16 protein-coding genes, 1 tRNA gene and 1 pseudogene are annotated in these 17,360 nt (G+C 65.2%); 12 read left to right on the forward strand and 6 right to left on the reverse strand.

The genetic code is table 11. The annotated features are described in order from the left end of the window. Window positions 1-18: 18 nt before the first annotated feature. From pheS to WT97_RS27420, 4 genes are all read left to right on the forward strand, one after another. Entirely contained in the window at window positions 19-1,032 is a 1,014-nt protein-coding gene (pheS, locus tag WT97_RS27405; protein WP_006486107.1) for a phenylalanine--tRNA ligase subunit alpha, read from the forward strand. Window positions 1,033-1,128: 96 nt separating this feature from the next. Then, on the forward strand, window positions 1,129-3,558 hold the full coding sequence (gene pheT / locus WT97_RS27410; protein WP_060354770.1) for a phenylalanine--tRNA ligase subunit beta: 2,430 nt from the start codon (window positions 1,129-1,131) through the stop codon (window positions 3,556-3,558). A gap of 73 nt (window positions 3,559-3,631) precedes the next feature. Beyond that, the gene (locus tag WT97_RS27415; RefSeq protein WP_006486093.1) at window positions 3,632-4,018 is read left to right on the forward strand and encodes an integration host factor subunit alpha; all 387 of its coding nucleotides are present in this window, start codon (window positions 3,632-3,634) and stop codon (window positions 4,016-4,018) included. A gap of 58 nt (window positions 4,019-4,076) precedes the next feature. After that, a complete protein-coding gene (locus WT97_RS27420; protein WP_059499070.1) occupies window positions 4,077-4,490 on the forward strand; it encodes a MerR family transcriptional regulator in 414 nt (137 codons plus the stop codon). An 82-nt stretch (window positions 4,491-4,572) separates the two neighbouring features. Here the strand turns inward: WT97_RS27420 and WT97_RS27425 are convergent, their stop codons facing one another. Beyond that, window positions 4,573-6,783 carry a hypothetical protein gene (locus tag WT97_RS27425; RefSeq protein WP_060354771.1) on the reverse strand — a complete coding sequence of 737 codons (2,211 nt, stop codon included), beginning with the start codon at window positions 6,781-6,783 and terminating at the stop codon, window positions 4,573-4,575. Between the two features lie 391 nt (window positions 6,784-7,174). On the opposite strand from WT97_RS27425, the gene WT97_RS27430 reads away from it, so the two are divergent. The 4 genes from WT97_RS27430 (at window position 7,175) to WT97_RS27445 (ending at window position 10,271) form a co-directional block, all read left to right on the forward strand. Further along, window positions 7,175-7,888, forward strand: coding sequence for a bifunctional 2-polyprenyl-6-hydroxyphenol methylase/3-demethylubiquinol 3-O-methyltransferase UbiG (locus tag WT97_RS27430; protein WP_059789759.1), 714 nt, complete (start codon window positions 7,175-7,177; stop codon window positions 7,886-7,888). Window positions 7,889-8,019: 131 nt separating this feature from the next. Then, window positions 8,020-8,096 (forward strand) — tRNA-Pro (locus tag WT97_RS27435). Window positions 8,097-8,236: 140 nt separating this feature from the next. Then, entirely contained in the window at window positions 8,237-9,445 is a 1,209-nt protein-coding gene (bamC, locus tag WT97_RS27440; protein WP_059499067.1) for an outer membrane protein assembly factor BamC, read from the forward strand. Between the two features lie 535 nt (window positions 9,446-9,980). Continuing rightward, complete coding sequence (locus tag WT97_RS27445; RefSeq protein WP_059499066.1) at window positions 9,981-10,271, forward strand: putative quinol monooxygenase; 291 nt, start codon at window positions 9,981-9,983, stop codon at window positions 10,269-10,271. 46 nt (window positions 10,272-10,317) lie between these two features. Here the strand turns inward: WT97_RS27445 and WT97_RS27450 are convergent, their stop codons facing one another. The 3 genes from WT97_RS27450 to WT97_RS27460 form a co-directional block, all read right to left on the reverse strand. After that, complete coding sequence (locus WT97_RS27450) at window positions 10,318-10,575, reverse strand: hypothetical protein (RefSeq protein ID WP_059499065.1); 258 nt, start codon at window positions 10,573-10,575, stop codon at window positions 10,318-10,320. A gap of 134 nt (window positions 10,576-10,709) precedes the next feature. Further along, window positions 10,710-10,982, reverse strand: a complete 273-nt coding sequence (locus WT97_RS27455) for a hypothetical protein (protein ID WP_034207109.1) — start codon at window positions 10,980-10,982, stop codon at window positions 10,710-10,712. A 208-nt stretch (window positions 10,983-11,190) separates the two neighbouring features. Further along, the gene (locus WT97_RS27460; protein ID WP_060354772.1) at window positions 11,191-11,907 is read right to left on the reverse strand and encodes a YdcF family protein; all 717 of its coding nucleotides are present in this window, start codon (window positions 11,905-11,907) and stop codon (window positions 11,191-11,193) included. Window positions 11,908-12,067: 160 nt separating this feature from the next. Here WT97_RS27460 and WT97_RS27465 point away from each other — a divergent pair, with 160 nt between their 5' ends. Further along, complete coding sequence (locus WT97_RS27465; protein WP_006495354.1) at window positions 12,068-12,385, forward strand: hypothetical protein; 318 nt, start codon at window positions 12,068-12,070, stop codon at window positions 12,383-12,385. A gap of 194 nt (window positions 12,386-12,579) precedes the next feature. Here the strand turns inward: WT97_RS27465 and WT97_RS35020 are convergent, their stop codons facing one another. Further along, window positions 12,580-12,831 carry a hypothetical protein gene (locus tag WT97_RS35020; protein WP_027784266.1) on the reverse strand — a complete coding sequence of 84 codons (252 nt, stop codon included), beginning with the start codon at window positions 12,829-12,831 and terminating at the stop codon, window positions 12,580-12,582. A gap of 201 nt (window positions 12,832-13,032) precedes the next feature. After that, window positions 13,033-13,428, reverse strand: a pseudogene (locus tag WT97_RS27470) (transposase); the annotation flags it as partial. Between the two features lie 430 nt (window positions 13,429-13,858). On the opposite strand from WT97_RS27470, the gene WT97_RS27475 reads away from it, so the two are divergent. The 3 genes from WT97_RS27475 (at window position 13,859) to scpB (ending at window position 17,328) form a co-directional block, all read left to right on the forward strand. Then, on the forward strand, window positions 13,859-14,761 hold the full coding sequence (locus WT97_RS27475; protein WP_060354773.1) for a LysR family transcriptional regulator: 903 nt from the start codon (window positions 13,859-13,861) through the stop codon (window positions 14,759-14,761). Between the two features lie 67 nt (window positions 14,762-14,828). Then, window positions 14,829-16,031, forward strand: a complete 1,203-nt coding sequence (locus WT97_RS27480; protein WP_060354774.1) for a pyridoxal phosphate-dependent aminotransferase — start codon at window positions 14,829-14,831, stop codon at window positions 16,029-16,031. A 271-nt stretch (window positions 16,032-16,302) separates the two neighbouring features. Further along, entirely contained in the window at window positions 16,303-17,328 is a 1,026-nt protein-coding gene (scpB, locus tag WT97_RS27485) for an SMC-Scp complex subunit ScpB (protein WP_060354775.1), read from the forward strand. Window positions 17,329-17,360: the final 32 nt, after the last annotated feature.

The raw sequence follows: 17,360 nt of genomic DNA on the forward strand, positions 1-17,360 counted from the left end.
TTGGAAATGATGGGATCTATGGATCTGGACCAGATTGTCGCCGACGCGCAGCAGTCCTTCGAACAGGCTGCCGACATCACCACGCTCGAAAACGAGAAAGCGCGATTTCTCGGTAAATCGGGTGCGCTGACCGAGTTGCTGAAGGGCCTCGGCAAGCTCGATCCCGAAGCACGCAAGACCGAAGGCGCACGCATCAACGTCGCGAAGCAGCAGGTCGAAGCCGCGCTCACCGCCCGTCGCCAGGCACTGGCCGACGCGCTGCTGAATCAGCGCCTCACCGCCGAAGCGATCGACGTGACGTTGCCGGGCCGTGGCGCCGGCGCCGGCAGCCTGCACCCGGTGATGCGCACGTGGGAGCGTGTCGAACAGATTTTCGGCTCGATCGGTTTCGACGTGGCCGACGGCCCCGAAATCGAGACCGACTGGTACAACTTCACGTCGCTGAACAGCCCGGAGAACCATCCGGCGCGTTCGATGCAGGACACCTTCTACGTCGAAGGCAAGGATGCCGACGGCCGCCAGCTGCTGCTGCGCACGCACACGAGCCCGATGCAGGTGCGTTATGCGCGCATGAACCGTCCGCCGATCAAGGTGATCGCGCCGGGACGCACGTATCGCGTCGACAGCGATGCGACCCACTCGCCGATGTTCAATCAGGTCGAGGGGCTGTGGATCGACGAAAACATCAGCTTTGCCGATCTCAAGGGCGTCTATACCGACTTCCTGAAAAAATTCTTCGAGCGCGACGACATCCTCGTGCGCTTCCGTCCGTCGTATTTCCCGTTCACGGAACCGTCGGCCGAGATCGACATGATGTTCGAGCAAGGCAAGAACGCCGGCAAGTGGCTCGAAATTTCCGGCTCCGGGCAGGTGCATCCGACCGTGATCCGCAACATGGGCCTCGACCCCGAGCGCTACATCGGTTTCGCGTTCGGCAGCGGCCTCGAGCGCCTGACGATGCTGCGTTACGGCGTCCAGGATCTGCGGCTGTTCTTCGAGAACGACCTGCGTTTCCTGCGCCAGTTCGCATAACGCCGCTCGCCGCGCCGACCTGTGCCCGCGCACGCCCCGACGGACGTTTCCGAGGGGCCCGGGCGTCGATCTAACCTGTTTCGAACGTAGACATCCATGCAATTCCCTGAATCCTGGTTGAGAACCTTTGTCGACCCGCAGCTGACGACCGACGAACTGTCGCACGCGCTGACGATGGCGGGGCTCGAAGTCGAATCGCTGAGCAAGGCTGCGCCGCCGACGTCGAAGATCGTCGTCGGCCGCGTGCTCGAAGTCGTCAAGCATCCGGATGCGGACAAGCTCAATGTCTGCCAGGTCGACGCCGGCACCGGCGCGACGCTGAACATCGTCTGCGGCGCGCCGAACGTGGCGCCGGGCATCAAGGTGCCGGTCGCGCTGGTCGGCGCGGAACTGCCGCCGGCGGAAGAGGGCGGCAAGCCGTTCGCGATCAAGCTGTCGAAGCTGCGCGGCGTGGAAAGCCAGGGGATGCTGTGCTCGGCGCGCGAGCTGAAATTGTCCGAGGATCACAGCGGGCTGCTGATCCTGCCGGAAGACACGCCGGTCGGCCAGGACATCCGCGAAACCCTCAATCTCGACGACACGATCTTCGAAATCAAGCTGACGCCGAACAAGGCCGACTGCCTGTCGGTGTTCGGTATCGCCCGCGAGACGGCCGCGATCACCGGCGCGCCGCTGACGCCGGTCGATATTCGCCCGGTGCATGTCGAGCTCGACGAAACGCTGCCGGTGCGCATTGCCGCGCCCGATCTGTGCGGCCGCTTCTCGGGCCGCGTGATCCGCGGCGTGAACGCGCGCGCAAAGACGCCGCAATGGATGGTCGAGCGCCTCGAGCGCGCGGGCCAGCGCAGCGTGTCCGCGCTCGTCGACATCTCGAACTACGTGATGTTCGAACTCGGCCGCCCGTCGCACGTGTTCGATCTCGACAAGATCCACGGCGGCATCGAAGTGCGTTGGGGCAAGCGCGGCGAATCGCTGAAGCTGCTCAACGGAAACACGGTCGAACTCGACGAAACGGTCGGCGTGATTGCGGACGCCGCCCAGGTCGAAAGCCTGGCAGGCATCATGGGCGGCGACAGCACGGCCGTCACGCTCGATACGACCAACATCTACCTGGAAGCCGCGTTCTGGTGGCCGGACAGCATCCGCGGCCGCGCGCGCAAGTACAACTTCTCGACCGATGCGGCCCATCGCTTCGAGCGCGGCGTCGATTACGCGACGACCGTCGAGCACGTCGAGCGCATCACGCAACTGATCCTCGAGATCTGCGGCGGCAAGGCCGGCCCGGTCGACGATCAGGCGGTGAACCTGCCGCAGCGCGCGCCGGTGAAGATGCGCGTGTCGCGCGCGAACCGCATCATCGGCGTGAAGATCGATGCCGACGAGATCGCGAACATCTTCACGCGCCTCGGCCTGCCGTTCGAGCGTGAAGACGACGCGTTCCTCGTCACGCCGCCGTCGCACCGCTTCGACATCGAGATCGAGGAAGACCTGATCGAGGAAGTGGCGCGCATCTACGGCTTCGAGAAGATCCCGGCGCGGCCGCCGGTCGCGACGAGCGAAATGCGCGCGACCAACGAGACGCGGCGTTCGATCCACGATATCCGTCACGCGCTCGCCGCGCGCGACTACGCGGAAACCGTCAACTTCAGCTTCGTCGATGCGGAGTGGGAGCACGATTTCGCGGGCAACGACAACCCGATCCGGCTGCTGAACCCGATCGCGAGCCAGCTTTCGGTGATGCGCACGACGCTGTTCGGCAGCCTGATCGCCGTGCTGCGTCACAACCTGAACCGCCGCGCCGATCGTGTGCGCGTGTTCGAATCGGGGCGCGTGTTCGTCGCCGATCCGTCGGTGAAGGCCGGCGAGCTGGCGGTCGAAGGTCACGCGCAGCCGAAGCGCGTCGGCGCGCTGGCGTATGGTCCGGCACTCGACGAGCAATGGGGTGCGGCGACCCGCGCGGTCGATTTCTTCGACGTGAAGGGCGATCTCGAAGCGCTGCTCGCGCCGGCGGTTGCACGCTTCGTGAAGGCCGAGCATCCGGCCCTTCATCCGGGCCGCAGCGCACGCATCGAGGTCGATGGCCGCGCGGTCGGCTGGATCGGTGAGCTGCATCCGCGCCTGATGCAGAAGTACGAGCTGCCGCACGCGCCGGTGATGTTCGAGATCGATGCCGACGCGCTGACTACGCGTGCGCTGCCCGCGCCGACCGACGTGTCGAAATTCCCGCCGGTCCGTCGCGATATCGCGGTTGTCGTCGATCAGGCGGTCGAGGTTCAGGCACTTTTCGACGAAATGAAGAAGGCGCTTGCCGAAGAGGCCTGCCGATTCGTTCAGAAGGTTGTACTCTTCGACGAATTTCGTGCAAAATCAAACACTTCCGGTGGTCTTGCCGCGAACGAGAAGAGCCTTGCCTTCCGCGTGACGCTGCAGGACGCGGCCGGCACGCTGCAGGACGAGATCGTCGATCAGGCGATCCAGACGCTGGTCGCGCGGATGGCTCGTGCCGGCGCGCGCCTGCGCGGCTGAGGAGAGGGGCCGGCCCGTTCGCGGGCGGCTTGTTTCCATCGTAAGTTTTGATTCAACGCGCTGTATGGCAGATATGAACGACATGACCTCGAGTGAATTCGAAGCCCTCCTGACGGCGCAACGCAGCGCGATGAACCGCGACGCTTCGGCGCCGGCGTCCACCGAGACGCCGACGCTGACGAAGGCGGAGCTGGCGGAGCTGCTGTTCGACAGCGTCGGGCTGAACAAGCGTGAAGCGAAGGACATGGTCGAGGCGTTTTTCGAAGTGATCCGCGACGCGCTCGAAAACGGCGAAAGCGTCAAGCTGTCGGGGTTCGGCAATTTCCAGTTGCGCGACAAGCCGCAGCGTCCGGGCCGCAATCCGAAGACGGGCGAGGCGATTCCGATCGCGGCCCGCCGGGTGGTAACCTTCCACGCGAGCCAGAAGCTGAAGGCGCTGGTCGAAAACGGCGCGGAGTAATACGCGCGCCCACGCCCCGCGCGGCCGCCGCGCACCCTTTACCGACGGTTAACCGACGATGACCACCACGGTTGAGAAAGTCGTCTTGCCTCCGATTCCCGCGAAGCGCTACTTCACGATCGGCGAAGTCAGCGAACTGTGCGGGGTCAAACCACATGTGCTGCGTTACTGGGAACAGGAGTTCACTCAGTTGCGGCCGGTGAAGCGGCGCGGCAATCGTCGGTATTACCAGCATCACGAAGTGCTGCTGATCCGGCGGATTCGCGAGTTGCTGTACGAGCAGGGCTTCACGATCAACGGTGCGCGCAACCGGCTCGATTCGCCGGGCAGCGAGCGGGCCGCGGCGGAGCCGGTCGAACCCGATGCGCGGGCCGTCGATGCGCGCGGGGCGATCAAGCCGGGCGCGACCGTCGACGTCATCGCGTTGCGGCAGGCGTTGCTGGACGTGATCGACGGACTGAAACGCGATTGAGCGCACGGCGCGCAAGATGCATTGGAAAGCCCGGTTGGCGACCTGCCACCGGGCTTTTTTTCATGCGTGCCCTGCACGCGGATCAGCGCGACGCGAGCGGATTCTTTAGCCCCATGTCGACGACCAGCGTGCCGTCCGGCAGCATCCGCACCGAGCCTTGCGCGACCTGGCTGCGATACCCGTACAGGTCGAACCGCATCGGGCCGGCCTCGGCCGAATTCCGGATCAGCGCGCGCACGTTCAGTTCGAGCACGTTGAACATCTTCATGTCGCCGCCTTCCATCCACATGTAGCTCGGCGCGTCGATCTGCGGCCGCTTCGGCGCGGGCGCACTTGCGGCGCGCCGGAATGTGAGCCGCAATCCGTCGCGCTCGACCGTTGCCTGGCCGAGCTTGCCGTTCAGCACGGGCGGCGGGAACACCGTGTACTGGTCGAGCACGAGCGTGTCGCCGCGCAGTTCCGCGCCGCGCCGCTGCAACGGCGTCAGCGACGCGAGCTCGATGCCGAGCGAGCGCAGCAGCGTCGCCTGCGGGATGCCGAGCACCGACACCTGCGACGGCTTGAATGCGAGGTGGCGGTCGTCGAGCACCGTCAGCGAGCCCTTCATGTCGGTCGGCAGCCAGACGCCCGGCACATGATTCCACAGCTTGATGCCGCCCCGGACGCGCAGGTTCTGGCCGTCCGCGCTCAATTGCAGGTCGTTCAGCGAACGCGGCGAATAGTCGAGCAGATAGTCGTTGAAGAGCGCCGACATCGCCTTCCACGACTCGACGACCGTGCCGCCGAGAATGCGGATGTCGTATTGGTTGGGATCGTCGAGATCGACGGGTTCGCCCGGGCGCTTCGACACGAGCTCCACGTCGAGATCTTCGACATGAAAGCCGATATCGCCGGACAGGTTGAAGTCGACGTTGCGCAGGTGGATCGTCGGGTTGCGGTTCGACACGTGCCGTTCGTTGAACGGCGTCGTCGACGTGCGCCGCATCGCGACCTTCTGCATGCCGGGCCGCGCCGCGTCCGCCGCGAGCGCGTACGCTTCCCAGTGCTGCCGCACGTCGCGCAGCGTATTCTGCTGCGCGGCGAGGAAGCTGTCGTTCAGGCGCGCCGCGGCGTTGCCGAGCAGCGCGCCGCTCGCCGGGCCCGTATACGATGGCATCCGGATCGCCATCGCGCCGCTTTCGTCGAAGTTGAAGTAGCCGGCCGACACCTGGTCTCGATAGTGATACAGGTCGAACACGAACGTCTGGTCGCGCCTCGACGAGTCGATCGGACCGATCAGGATATCCGCGTTCATCGGCATCGAGCGCATGAATTTCACGTCGCCGCCGCGGATATACATCGCCTGCTGCGGGGCATTCGCGGGCATCGCGAAGCCGGCACGCGTGCCGTCGTCGAGCTTCAGGTCGAGGCCCGCCGGCGTCACGCGCACGGCGGTGATCGTGAGTTTCAGGCGCGGCGGCGGCATCAGCTTGTCGACCGCCATCACGAGATCGTCGCCGGCGAGTTGCGCGATCGGTGTCTGCACCTTCAGCAGGTCGGCCATTTTCACGTTGGCCGCGCGCATCACCGGCTGAGCGTCGATGCCCGACACGCGCACGCCGGTCGGGTGGAACACGAGCTGGCTGCCGTCGCGGATCGCGAGCGTGCCGGTCAGCGAGAACGGTACCCAGCCGTCGCGCTGCATCTCGCCTTGCAGATGGATCACGCCGTCGCCGGCCGACACCGCGAGCTTGCGCAGCGGCGCGTTGCGATAGCCGAAGATGTAGGTGTTGAAGAGGGCGGTCAGCTTCGCGTTGTCGAGCGTGACCGTGCCTTCGTGCACGTCGATCTCGAAGCTCGTCGGGTCGTCGAACACGATCGGCGCGCCGGCCTGCGTCGGTACGAGCGTGGCGGACAACTGATGGATGAAGAAGCCGAGGTTGTTGACGACGCGGAAATCGACGTCGCGCAGGAACGTCATCGCGCCGTTCTGGCCCGAGTCGCGCAGCGTGAACGGGCGCGATTGCGTGAGGCTGATCGATGCGAGCGACGGCACGGTACGCGCGATCTGCTGCTCGCGCGCGAGCCGCTCGGCCTTGGTGCGCTCGATCTTCGTCGACGCGATGGATGTATTGCTGTCGCGTTGCGCGGCCGATTCCGCGCAGCCGGTGCAAAGCAGCGCGAGCGCCAGCGCGCTGCAGCCGAACACGCGGGATGTCGTGCGCGACCCCGCGGCGGCCGTGCGTCGCAGGCCGGAAACCCAGTCGAAAATTGCCAAAGGCGAGCGATGGCCGTGTCGGACCGCATTCCGCATCGTCTGTCTCCATGTCTTGTCTTGATCGACGGCGACGCGCTACTGCACGGCGCGGGCGTCGATGCCGTGCAGTGTGTCATAGCGTGCTAGAGCGGCGTTACCAAACAACGGGCATACCGGTGCGGCGCGCCGGCGGGCGGCCAGACAATGGATTCGCGGGGGATGGACGGCTGGTTCAAACGGTCGTTTGGTTTGTCCGGCGCGGCGGTCTGCGTCTGTCGAAGCGGCCCTGAAAACCCGCGACCGGCCTTGGCCGGCGCGGGTTTCACCCGATGCCCGAGCGGCGCGGCCCCCGGGCATCGACGGATACGATCGACGCTGGCGGCGAGGTAAGATCGGCATCAATGGCTGGTTCGGCGTCACAACACGGCAGCCATCACGGGGAAGCGCCATGGACCTGAAGGAAGTCGACGTACTGGGTGCGGGGGTGGGCGACCACTGGTACTACGCGTCGAAGGCGAGCGCAATTCGCCGGTTCCTGGGCGCGTCGGGCGCGAACCGCATACTCGACGTCGGTGCGGGTTCCGGCTTTTTCTCGCAGCATCTGCTCGAGCGCACGCAGGCGACGGAAGCATGGTGCGTCGATACGAGCTACGCCGACGACAGCGACGGCGAGGCGGCCGGCAAGCCCATCCACTTTCGGCGGTCTGTCGATCGATTCGATGCCGATCTCGTGTTGCTGATGGACGTGCTCGAACATGTCGACGACGATGTCGGGCTGCTGATGCAGTATGTGAAGGGTGCGCCTCCGGGCAGCCGGTTCCTGATCACGGTGCCGGCGTTCCAGTTCCTGTGGAGCGGCCACGACGATTTCCTCGAGCACAAGCGCAGATATACGCTCGGCGGCCTCGAGGACGTGACCCGGCGTGCGGGGCTCGACGTCGAGCACGGCGCCTATTATTTCGGTCTCACGTTTCCGCTCGCGGCCGCGTTGCGGCTGGGCGAGCGCGCGCGTTCGCATCCGCGCGAGCCTGCGTCGCAATTGCGTCGTCATCATCCGTTCGTCAACGGCTTGCTCAAGACGATCTGCCGCATCGAGTTGCCGATGTTCCGCTTCAATCGCGTCGCCGGCCTGACGGTCATCTGCGTCGCACGCAAGCGGTGACGCAGGCGGGGAACCGGCGCCGCAGATTGCTTGCATCGGCACCGTCGCGCCAAAAAATTTCACGAGAACATTCACAAAATGCATGCGCCCCGTTCTAAATCGAGGAACTGTCTGTTATAATTTTTTTCTTTCGGGGCGTAGCGCAGCCTGGTAGCGTACCTGCATGGGGTGCAGGTGGTCGGAGGTTCAAATCCTCTCGCCCCGACCAGACAAGAACCCGCGTCAGCTCAGGCTGGCGCGGGTTTTTTCTTGGCCGTCGCTTTTTTGCACATCGCGGCGCGGCCCCGGTAAAATGCAAGGTTGATCCACGGAAAGCGCCGTGATTTAGCGGAAGAGGATTCCCCGAACATGACTGATCTTCGTCTTACCATGCGGTTCGCTGCAGTGCTCGCCACCGGCGCGCTCGTCGCCGGTTGCGGTACGTCGTCGCCCACGAAAGTGGACTACAAGAGCGATTCGAAATCGAAGGAAGCGTCGCTCGCAGTGCCGCCCAACATGCTCGACGAGACGGCCGATCAGCGTTCGCTGCCGCCCCAGGGCGGCGCGACTTCCCTGTCCGCGCTCAAGCAGGTCCAGCAGGCTGCGCCCGCGCTGGACACCGTCGCGCCGGCCGTGGCCGGCATGCATATCCAGCGCGACGGCACCGAAAGCTGGCTCGTGATCGACGGCAAGCAGCCGGCCGCGATCTGGCCGCAGGTTCGCCGTTTCTGGCAGGAGCAGGGCTTCCTGCTCGTCGTCGACCAGCGCGACAAGGGCGTGATGGAAACCGACTGGAACGAAACCCATCCGCAGATCAACGACGGCCTGATCCGCAGCGTGATCTCGAAGGCGATGGGCAATTCGTACGTGACGGCCGAGCGCAACAAGTACCGCACGCGTCTCGATTCGGCGCCGAACGGCGGCACTTACGTGTTCATCAGCCAGAAGGGGATGCGCGAGGCGATCACCGGCGCGAACAACGATTCGAGCAAATGGGAACCGAAGCCGAACGATCCCGCGCTCGAGACGGAATACCTGAAGCGGCTGATGGCCGTGCTCGCGCAGAACGAGCAACGCGCGAAGAACGGCGAACCGCCGATCGCGAACATCAAGGACAACGCGGTCCCGAACGACAAGAAGGCCGATGCCGATGCGTCGTCGAAGGCTGCCGCGGCGATCGCTGCGCAGAACGTCTCGCGCACGTCGGCGCAAGGCAATGACGCGGCCGAAGCGGCCGTGCCGTCCGAAGTCACGCTCGGCGAGCCGTACGACCGGTCGTGGCTGCATGTCGGTCTCGCGCTCGATCGCGCGAACTTCACGGTCGACGATCGCGATCGCTCGAAGGGCCTGTATTTCGTGCGCTACGTCGATCCGAAGGATTTGAGCTCGGCGGAGCAGGGTTTCTGGAGCCAGCTGTTCCACGGCAAGAAGGAAAAGCAGGCGAAGCAGTATCGCGTCAACGTGAAGGCGCTCACGGCCGATCAGACGCGCGTCGCGGTCGTCGACGATTCGGGCGCGATCGATACGTCGTCGCCGGCTCGTCAGATCATGGGGTTGCTCGTGAATCAGCTCCGCTGATCCCGGCGTTTCCCGCACCCTTGAAAAGCCCGCCTTCCGGCGGGCTTTTTTCATGGTCGCTCGCTGTCGCGTGCGGCGGGAGCGTGGTTCGACCCCGCCTCGTGACGTTACGTAACATCCGGGCGTTACGACGACAAAACAAGTGTCACATTGTCGCCGATCTAAAAAATTGTCCTTATAAATCAACGGAATGTCGGGTGTTCGACGCCTGGCACGCAACCTGCTTTATAGGTTGGAATCGTTAGAACAGGGAGGATGGCGTCAGAGCCCGGGGAATGCGCCGCGAGCGCCCGAACAACGGTCTCGACGCCTTCACATGCCGACGCGACAAGCGTCGGCACAACAGATGACGATCCGCGCCAGCGTGCGGATCTCGATGGCCCCGTCGCCTATCCTCGTAGGGCGACGGTTTCGCCCGCGCTTCTCTGAAGCGCGGGCTATTTTTTTTGGTGCCGTCGTCATGCCGTCTCGGCGTAGCCGATGCGCGGCGCGAGATTCGCGTATTCTCGGACTTTTTCGGAAGAGGGAGGCGGGAATGGCGGAAATTGCAGTCGTGGCGCTGATCGTGGCGAAGCCCGGCGCCGAGGAAAAACTGCGCGCCGCGCTCGAGGGAATCGTCGAGCCGACCCGAAACGAAGCCGGCGCATTGCAATACGACCTGCACAGGGATCTGAAGGAGCCCGCGCGGTTCGTATTCATCGAGCGTTGGGAGAGCGAGGAGGCGCTGGCCGCGCATGCGCGTTCCGCGCATATTCTCGCTTATCGCGAAGCGGCCGCGGACTGGATCGAACGTTCCGAAATCCGCGTGCTGTCGAAGCTCGTCTGAGTCGAGCCGGGTGGAGCGACCGGACGTGTCCGGTCGCGGCCGCGCGTCAGTGCGACGCGCTGGGTACGTCGAGGATCAGGATGATCGTCCAGTCGGCGTCGCCGTCATGGTGATACTGGCGCTCGGCAACGATGAACGGTTGCTGCTTGCCTTGCGGGCCGAGGAACAGCACGTCGCCCTCCATCGGCAGGCACTCGATCGGCGGCAGCGCGAGAAACGCGTCGTCCGAGCCGCGGGGCATCAGTTGCTTGATCCGGCGAGTGGCGGCTTCGGTCCACTCGATGTCGAGTTGAATGTTACTCATGCTGTCCTCCGCACCGGGGTGCGCACGGGTGGAAAATTTCGGTGCGCGACTTTAGCACAGCGCGGGCGCCGCAACCAAAAAAGCCGAACCCGGTTGCCCGGATTCGGCTTGTCGCTGGTACGGTGCCGCCGAACTTACTGGCTGGCAGCGTCTGCAGCCTTCGCCTTCTTGCCGGCCTTCTTCGCTGCCTTGTGATGCGCAGCCTTCTTGCCGTGGTGATGCTCTTCCTGCGCCGCCGGCTGAGCCGCTTCGGCCGCTTGCTGCTGTTGCAGCGCTTGTGCACGCTGCTCGATCTCGGCGATCTTGGCCGGATCGGTGATGGTCTGGATCTGCGTGCTCTCTTGCGCATACGCTGCGCCAGTCAGCGCCGACATCGCTACCAGGATAGCCAGGGACGTCTTCTTCATTGCTTTACCTCCGCTAAGTGGTGATGAACCCGAGTGTGCCGTTTTGTCTGGCGACTGCAATCGAGTGCGTGTCGAGTGTAACAAAAGTGACGGATCAATGTGCATCGGATCGGCGCACGACGCAAGGCCCCGTTGAAGTCGCGCAACACTTCGCGCACTGCGTCACGCATCTGCCATGCGGGGTGGTGCAGCGATTTTCGCGGTATCGTCAGAACCAGCCGAGCCAGCGATACACGTGGAATTGCGAGATTCCGACCAGCTCGTGCAGCGCCTGCTCGGCGTTCGCCACATTGCGCCAGCGCGGCAACCAGCCCGTTTGCGCACGTCGGAGGTTCGCATAAACGGGCTGCGGATCGATGCCGAAACGGCGGAAATCGAGCAGCGCCCGGCGCATCTGATACGACGACGTGACGAGAACGCGCGCGTCGTCATACTGTGAGCGTAGTATAGATGCAGTGAATTTCGCGTTTTCGTAGGTTGTGCGGCTGTTCGGTTCGAGCACGAGGTCGGCCGGCGCCACGCCCTGTGCGACGAGCTGGCGCCCGTAGACGGCCGCCTCGGTGTCGCCGTGATGCTGTGGGTCGCCGCCCGACATCACCACGGTGCAGCGTTCGGCCTGCTGCCGGCACGTGCGATAGAGCGCAGCAACCTTGTGGATGCGCGCGACGCCGTCGGGCGGCGGCTGCAATCCCGTGTCGGTGCGGCGCGTGCCGGCGCCAAGGAGGATCAGCGTGGTTCGCCCGTGCATGTCGGGGTGTTCGACCGGCGTGACGCCCGCCTCGGTCCAGGCGATGAGCGGCGCCGCGAGCCAGCCCGTCGCCAGTAGCCAGAACAGCGCGGCGGCGGCGATGGAAATGGTTCGACGCTGCTTGCGGCAGAGCATGAAACCGATGAAGAGAAGTACAAATGAATCGAACAGAATCAATTTGATTGGGGTATGGTGTCTTTTTATGGACGGCTGACGATACGGCCCTGACGCGACGCCGAACAACGTCGGCCTCCAGAATCGGTGGCGGTTTCGGCGGGCGGAGACCCCGCCCGGCTCGCCGCTTCGCATTGTCGCTGCACTTTAAGAAAGAATCGAGATGGCCACGTATTCCAACGAAGCGGTGCTCGACGCATTGAGACGAGTGCAGTACCGCCAGGTACCGTGGGCACGCCGCCCGGGCGTGTTCGAGTATCTCCGTTCGCTCGGCCTGATGGACACGGTCAGGCAGAAAACCGTTGCCCCCGCACCGGGCTTTCATGCACCGGTCGACATCGCCGTACTGACCGACAGCGGCCGCGCCGAATTCTCGCGCCTCGAGCGCGACGAGAAATTACTTTCCTGGACTGATCGCCGCATGGACGACTACGCATTGAGCGAAGCGAGCGCCGTGGCGATTCTTGAAAGTCGTCTTTAGCGGCTCTTCATCCCGTTCCGTGCATCGCCGCACGGGACGGCGATGCAAAAAAAAGCCCGTATCGCGAGGATACGGGCGTACCGGATACTTTTGCTGCTGCCACGCTGTGCTCATGGCAACGATGTGACTCGTCGCATGCGGCGCAGTTCCCGGATGCGGGCATTTTCTTTGGCGAAATCTCGAAATCGGCAGGGCTAAGGATGACGCGGCACGCCCGGCGGCTGTGAGCCGATTCGCGCCCGCGCATTGCTGGCTATGTCGCCGCGCAAGTCGCCGCGCGGCACGGTTTGCCGGCTGGACGGGTTCGCGGACGGCGGCTGTCGAAAGGTGTTCCTGTGATCCTGCTGGCGGTGGGGTGGCTTCGCGCGATCGTCGGCATGGACGGGAGTGCTCAGCGCCACGGAAACGACAATGCCGCATGCAACGAGCAGTGACATTGTTTTCATGGCGGGGCTCCCTTCAAGCCGTCAGTGCGGCCTGTTGATATGTCGCTAAGGTAAGCGTGGGAGTGCAGGCTTGCTGTAAATATTGGTAAATAGTTGTTTCGCGGCACGACAACGGTAATCGACGGCAAGGCATGCGTCGCGAAAAGGTCGCGTCACAGAAAGAAACCGGGCGGCCGAAGCCGCCCGATCGAGCATTCGTTACGCCATCTTGACGGGTGCGCGCCAGGATTCCGGGTTGGTCCAGAAGGCGCCGCGCAGCCGGTCGCGGCTCGGCGGGGCGGGCGGCTTTGCCGCGCTTGCGCCGATGCGTCCGCGCAGCGAGATCTGCCGGCCGCTCGTGCCGAGTCGCTTCACGATTTCGGCGAGCGTACCGTCCGCCTGCCATTCGTCGAAGCGGCGGCGGCAGGTCGGCGGGGACGGATAGCGGCCCGGCAGTTTCGACCAGCCTTCCCCCGTCGACAGCACCCACAGCACGGCGTTGACCACCGAGCGGGCTTCCACGCGGGGACGGCCGCGCCGCTCACTCCGTGCGGGCTCCGAGCAAAACAAACCCTCGACCAGCGCCCATTCGTTATCTCTCAAATCGTCGAACAGCATCATGTCCTCACCTCAGCGAAGCTAACTCCGGTGCGCTGCCCTGCGCCGCGCACTCTTCAAGCACTCGATCGTCGAGTGCCGGGTGGGGGCGTCCGGTTGGCCGGCAGCGGCGTTTCTGCTCTTCCGTCCGACGAAACCTGCACCCTGTGCGCAAGGTAATGCACGAAGCGTGCCATGTCGGAGGTGAATCCCTCGAGAGCCGCTTGGCAGCGAGCTAACGGCTAAGTCAGCTAGGGGCGTATAAGACGCCAAAATAACCCGTGAGCAAATCGGGACAATCACCAATCTTGTGCAATTCGCCCATGTCACGTGCGTTTGCGAATGTATTGCACCGCAGCGAAACATGGGCGGCGGGTGCCGATTCGTTCGCCGAAGCCGGTTTCGCACATTAGAATCCCGCATCGATATCGATGATTGATGAGGTCGGGACATGAACGTTACGCTGCGCCAGCTTCGCGTATTCATCGAAGTCGCGCGGCTCAAGAGCTTCAGCCGGGCGGGTGACGAGATCGGGCTCACCCAGTCCGCCGTCAGCCGTTGCGTGCGAGAGCTCGAGGCCGAACTCGGGCTGAAGCTGATCGACCGCACGACGCGCGACGTGCAACTGACCGACGTCGGTGCGAACCTGATCGCGAGCGTGTCGCGCTTGCTCGCCGATCTCGACGACACGCTGCGCGAGATTCGCGAGATCGGCGAGCAGCGCCGCGGGCGCGTGGTCGTCGCGGCAAGCCCGACGATCGCATGCAGGCTGATGCCGCGCGTGGTGGCGTCGTGCGAGCGCCAGTTCCCGTTCGTCACGCTCGGCCTGCGCGACGACGTGCAGAGCGACGTGCTGCGCAAGGTGAAATCGAGCGAAGTCGACTTCGGCGTCGTGATCGGGCCGCTGACGGTCGCCGATCTCGTCTGCGAGCCGCTGATGACCGATTCGTTCTGCCTTGTCGCGCGCGCCGACCATCCGCTCGCGGCACGGGCCGAGGTGCCGTGGACTGCGCTGGACGGCGAGCGCCTCGTATTGCTCGATCACGCATCGGGCAGCCGGCCGCTGATCGATGCGGCGCTGGTCACGCATCGCGTCAACGCGACGGTCATGCAGGAACTCGGGCATTCGGCGACCGTGTTCGGGCTGGTCGAGGCCGGTGTCGGCGTGAGCGTGCAGCCGTGGCTGTCGCTGCCGCTGCCGGCCGGCTCGACGCTCGTCGCGCGGCCGCTCACGCCGCGTACCGAACGCACCGTCGAACTGGTGCGCCGCCGCGACCGGTCGTTGTCGCCCGCCGCGCAGGCGATCTGGGAGCTCGTGCGGCAGATGCCGGCGAGGGCCGAGGATCTCGACTGACGTTGCGCCGGTCCGGCTTGCCGGCCGGTACACTACGCGGACCGTGTTCCTGGGGCGATGGTTCTCGATGACGCATTCCGCAGGTTTTTTCCCGGCGAACGATGAGCCGGCGGCGCGCGCCACGGTGCACGCGCTGCGTCCGTCGCTGATCCGCGAGGTCGCAAACGCCGGTTTCGGCGTGCCGGACATGCTGCCGTTCTGGTTCGGCGAATCCGACCGCGTGACACCGGATTTCATCCGCGACGCCGCGGCGGCGGCGCTGCGCGACGGTGCGACCTTCTACACGCACAATCTCGGCACGGCGGCGCTGCGCGACGCGATCGCCGCCTATGTCGGCGCGCGTCACGGTGCGACGGCGGCCGATACGGTGGCCGTGACGAGTTCGGGCGTGAGTGCGCTGATGCTGACTGCCCAGATGCTGGTCGGGCCGGGCGAGCGTGTCGTCGCGGTCACGCCGCTGTGGCCGAATCTCGTCGAGATTCCGAAGATCCTCGGCGCGCAGGTCGAGTGCGTGCCGCTCGGCTACGGCGATGCGGGATGGCGGCTCGATGTCGGACGGTTGCTCGCGGCGCTGACGCCCGATACGCGGATGCTGCTGATCAATTCGCCGAACAACCCGACCGGCTGGACGATGTCGCGCGACGATCAGCGGGCCGTGCTCGCCCATTGCCGTCGTCACGGCATCTGGCTGGTCGCCGACGAGGTGTACGAGCGGCTTGCATTCGACGAGGGCGGCGCGCCGTCGTTCCTCGATATCGCGTCTCGCGACGAGCGTGTCGTGGTCGTGAATTCATTCTCGAAGGCGTGGGCGATGACGGGCTGGCGGCTCGGATGGCTGGTTGCGCCGGCATCGGTGATGGCCGACCTGTCGAAGCTCGTCGAATACAACACGTCGTGTGCGCCGGGCTTCGTTCAGGCTGCGGCCGAGGTCGCGTTGCGAGACGGCGAGCCGTTCGTGCGGTCGTTCGTCACGGCGCTGCGCGACGCGCGCGATCACCTGGTCGCCGCGCTGCGGACGCTGCCGGGCGTCGACGTGCCGCCTCCGCCGGGCGCGATGTACCTGTTCCTGCGACTGCCGGGCGCGGCCGACAGCCTGGCGTTCTGCAAGACGCTGGTGCGCGACGCGGGGCTCGGCCTTGCGCCCGGTCGTGCGTTCGGCCCGGAGGGAGAGGGGTTCGTGCGCTGGTGTTATGCGTGCGATCCGGCGCGGCTCGACGCGGGCGTCGAGCGGCTACGCCGGTTCCTTGCGCACGGCGCGGGCGCCCGCTGAAGCAGGGACGGAGCGGGCGCCGCGCCGTGCGGCGGCCTGTTCCGCTCATCTTTACGCACCGGGCAATTTTGCGTAATATGGCGTTCAGTCACGCGGTTCCGTCGTTGAGCCGTGCTGTTCCGTCCGGTTTGGGCCTGGCCTGAAGTTGGTTCGCCGCCCCCGGTTCGTGCTCCCATCAATATGACCGATCAGAATCGGGCGAGCGCGTCTTCCGTTCCTTTCGTCTGTTTGTTGATCCGGTTCGTTTGACCACAGGGTCTGGCCTAGCTGCATGAATACCCAAGAGGCGAAGATCGTCCTCGAGACTGCTTTGATCTGTGCGCAGGAACCGCTGAAGCTCGGCGATTTGCGCAAGCTCTTTGCCGACGGCGTGTCGGCTGACACGGTCCGCACGTTGCTCGAAGATCTGAAACAGGATTGGTCCGGTCGCGGTGTCGAACTGGTGGCGCTGGCGACCGGATGGCGCTTTCAGAGCAAGCCGGCGATGCGTCATTATCTGGATCGGCTGCATCCTGAGAAGCCGCCGAAATATTCGCGCGCGGTGCTCGAAACGCTCGCGATCATTGCGTACCGGCAGCCCGTCACGCGCGGCGACATCGAGGAGATTCGCGGCGTCACGGTCAACACGCAGGTGGTCAAGCAGCTCGAGGATCGCGGCTGGATCGAGGTGATCGGTCATCGCGACGTGCCGGGGCGTCCGGCGCTGTATGCGACGACCAAGCAGTTTCTCGACGATCTCGGCCTGAAGGCGCTCGACGACCTGCCGGCGCTCGAAGAGCCGGCCGCGAACATCGAGGCCGCGCTGCTCGCGCAGCAGGCGATGGATTTCGACGGTGACATGCCGGTGGCCAGCGATGCGGCGGCCGACATGCCGCAGGCGCTTGCGGATGAAGCGCCCGACGGCCAGTCGGCCGAGGTGCCGGCCGACGTCGCGTCGACGCACGAAATTCCGAGTCGCGATACGCTCGACGCCGATCGCGGGCAAACGGAACATACGGAGCAGGTCGGCGCCGAAGCAGTGCCGACCGGTGTGCAGCCCGAGCCGCAGCGTGCGGATTGGAGCGAGGAAGATCGCAAGCCGGCCGCCGAAGCGGCTGCCGGAGACGGAGCGGAAGCGGCCGGCGACATGCCCGGCGAGGCCGATCGGGCCGACGCCTCCCGTTCCGGTCCCGCGGACGACGAGACGCTGGACGACACGTCCGACAGTCTCGCGGATGCCGTACGAAGCGCCAGTGCGCCCATCGGCGCCGACGCGCTGCCGGACGACGAAGCAGAACCCAAACAGCGTCGCGCCTGATCGCGGCCAACTTCTTGCCGCGCCCGCGCCGG

This window comes from Burkholderia sp. MSMB1459WGS (assembly GCF_001534535.1).
Classification (GTDB): domain Bacteria; phylum Pseudomonadota; class Gammaproteobacteria; order Burkholderiales; family Burkholderiaceae; genus Burkholderia.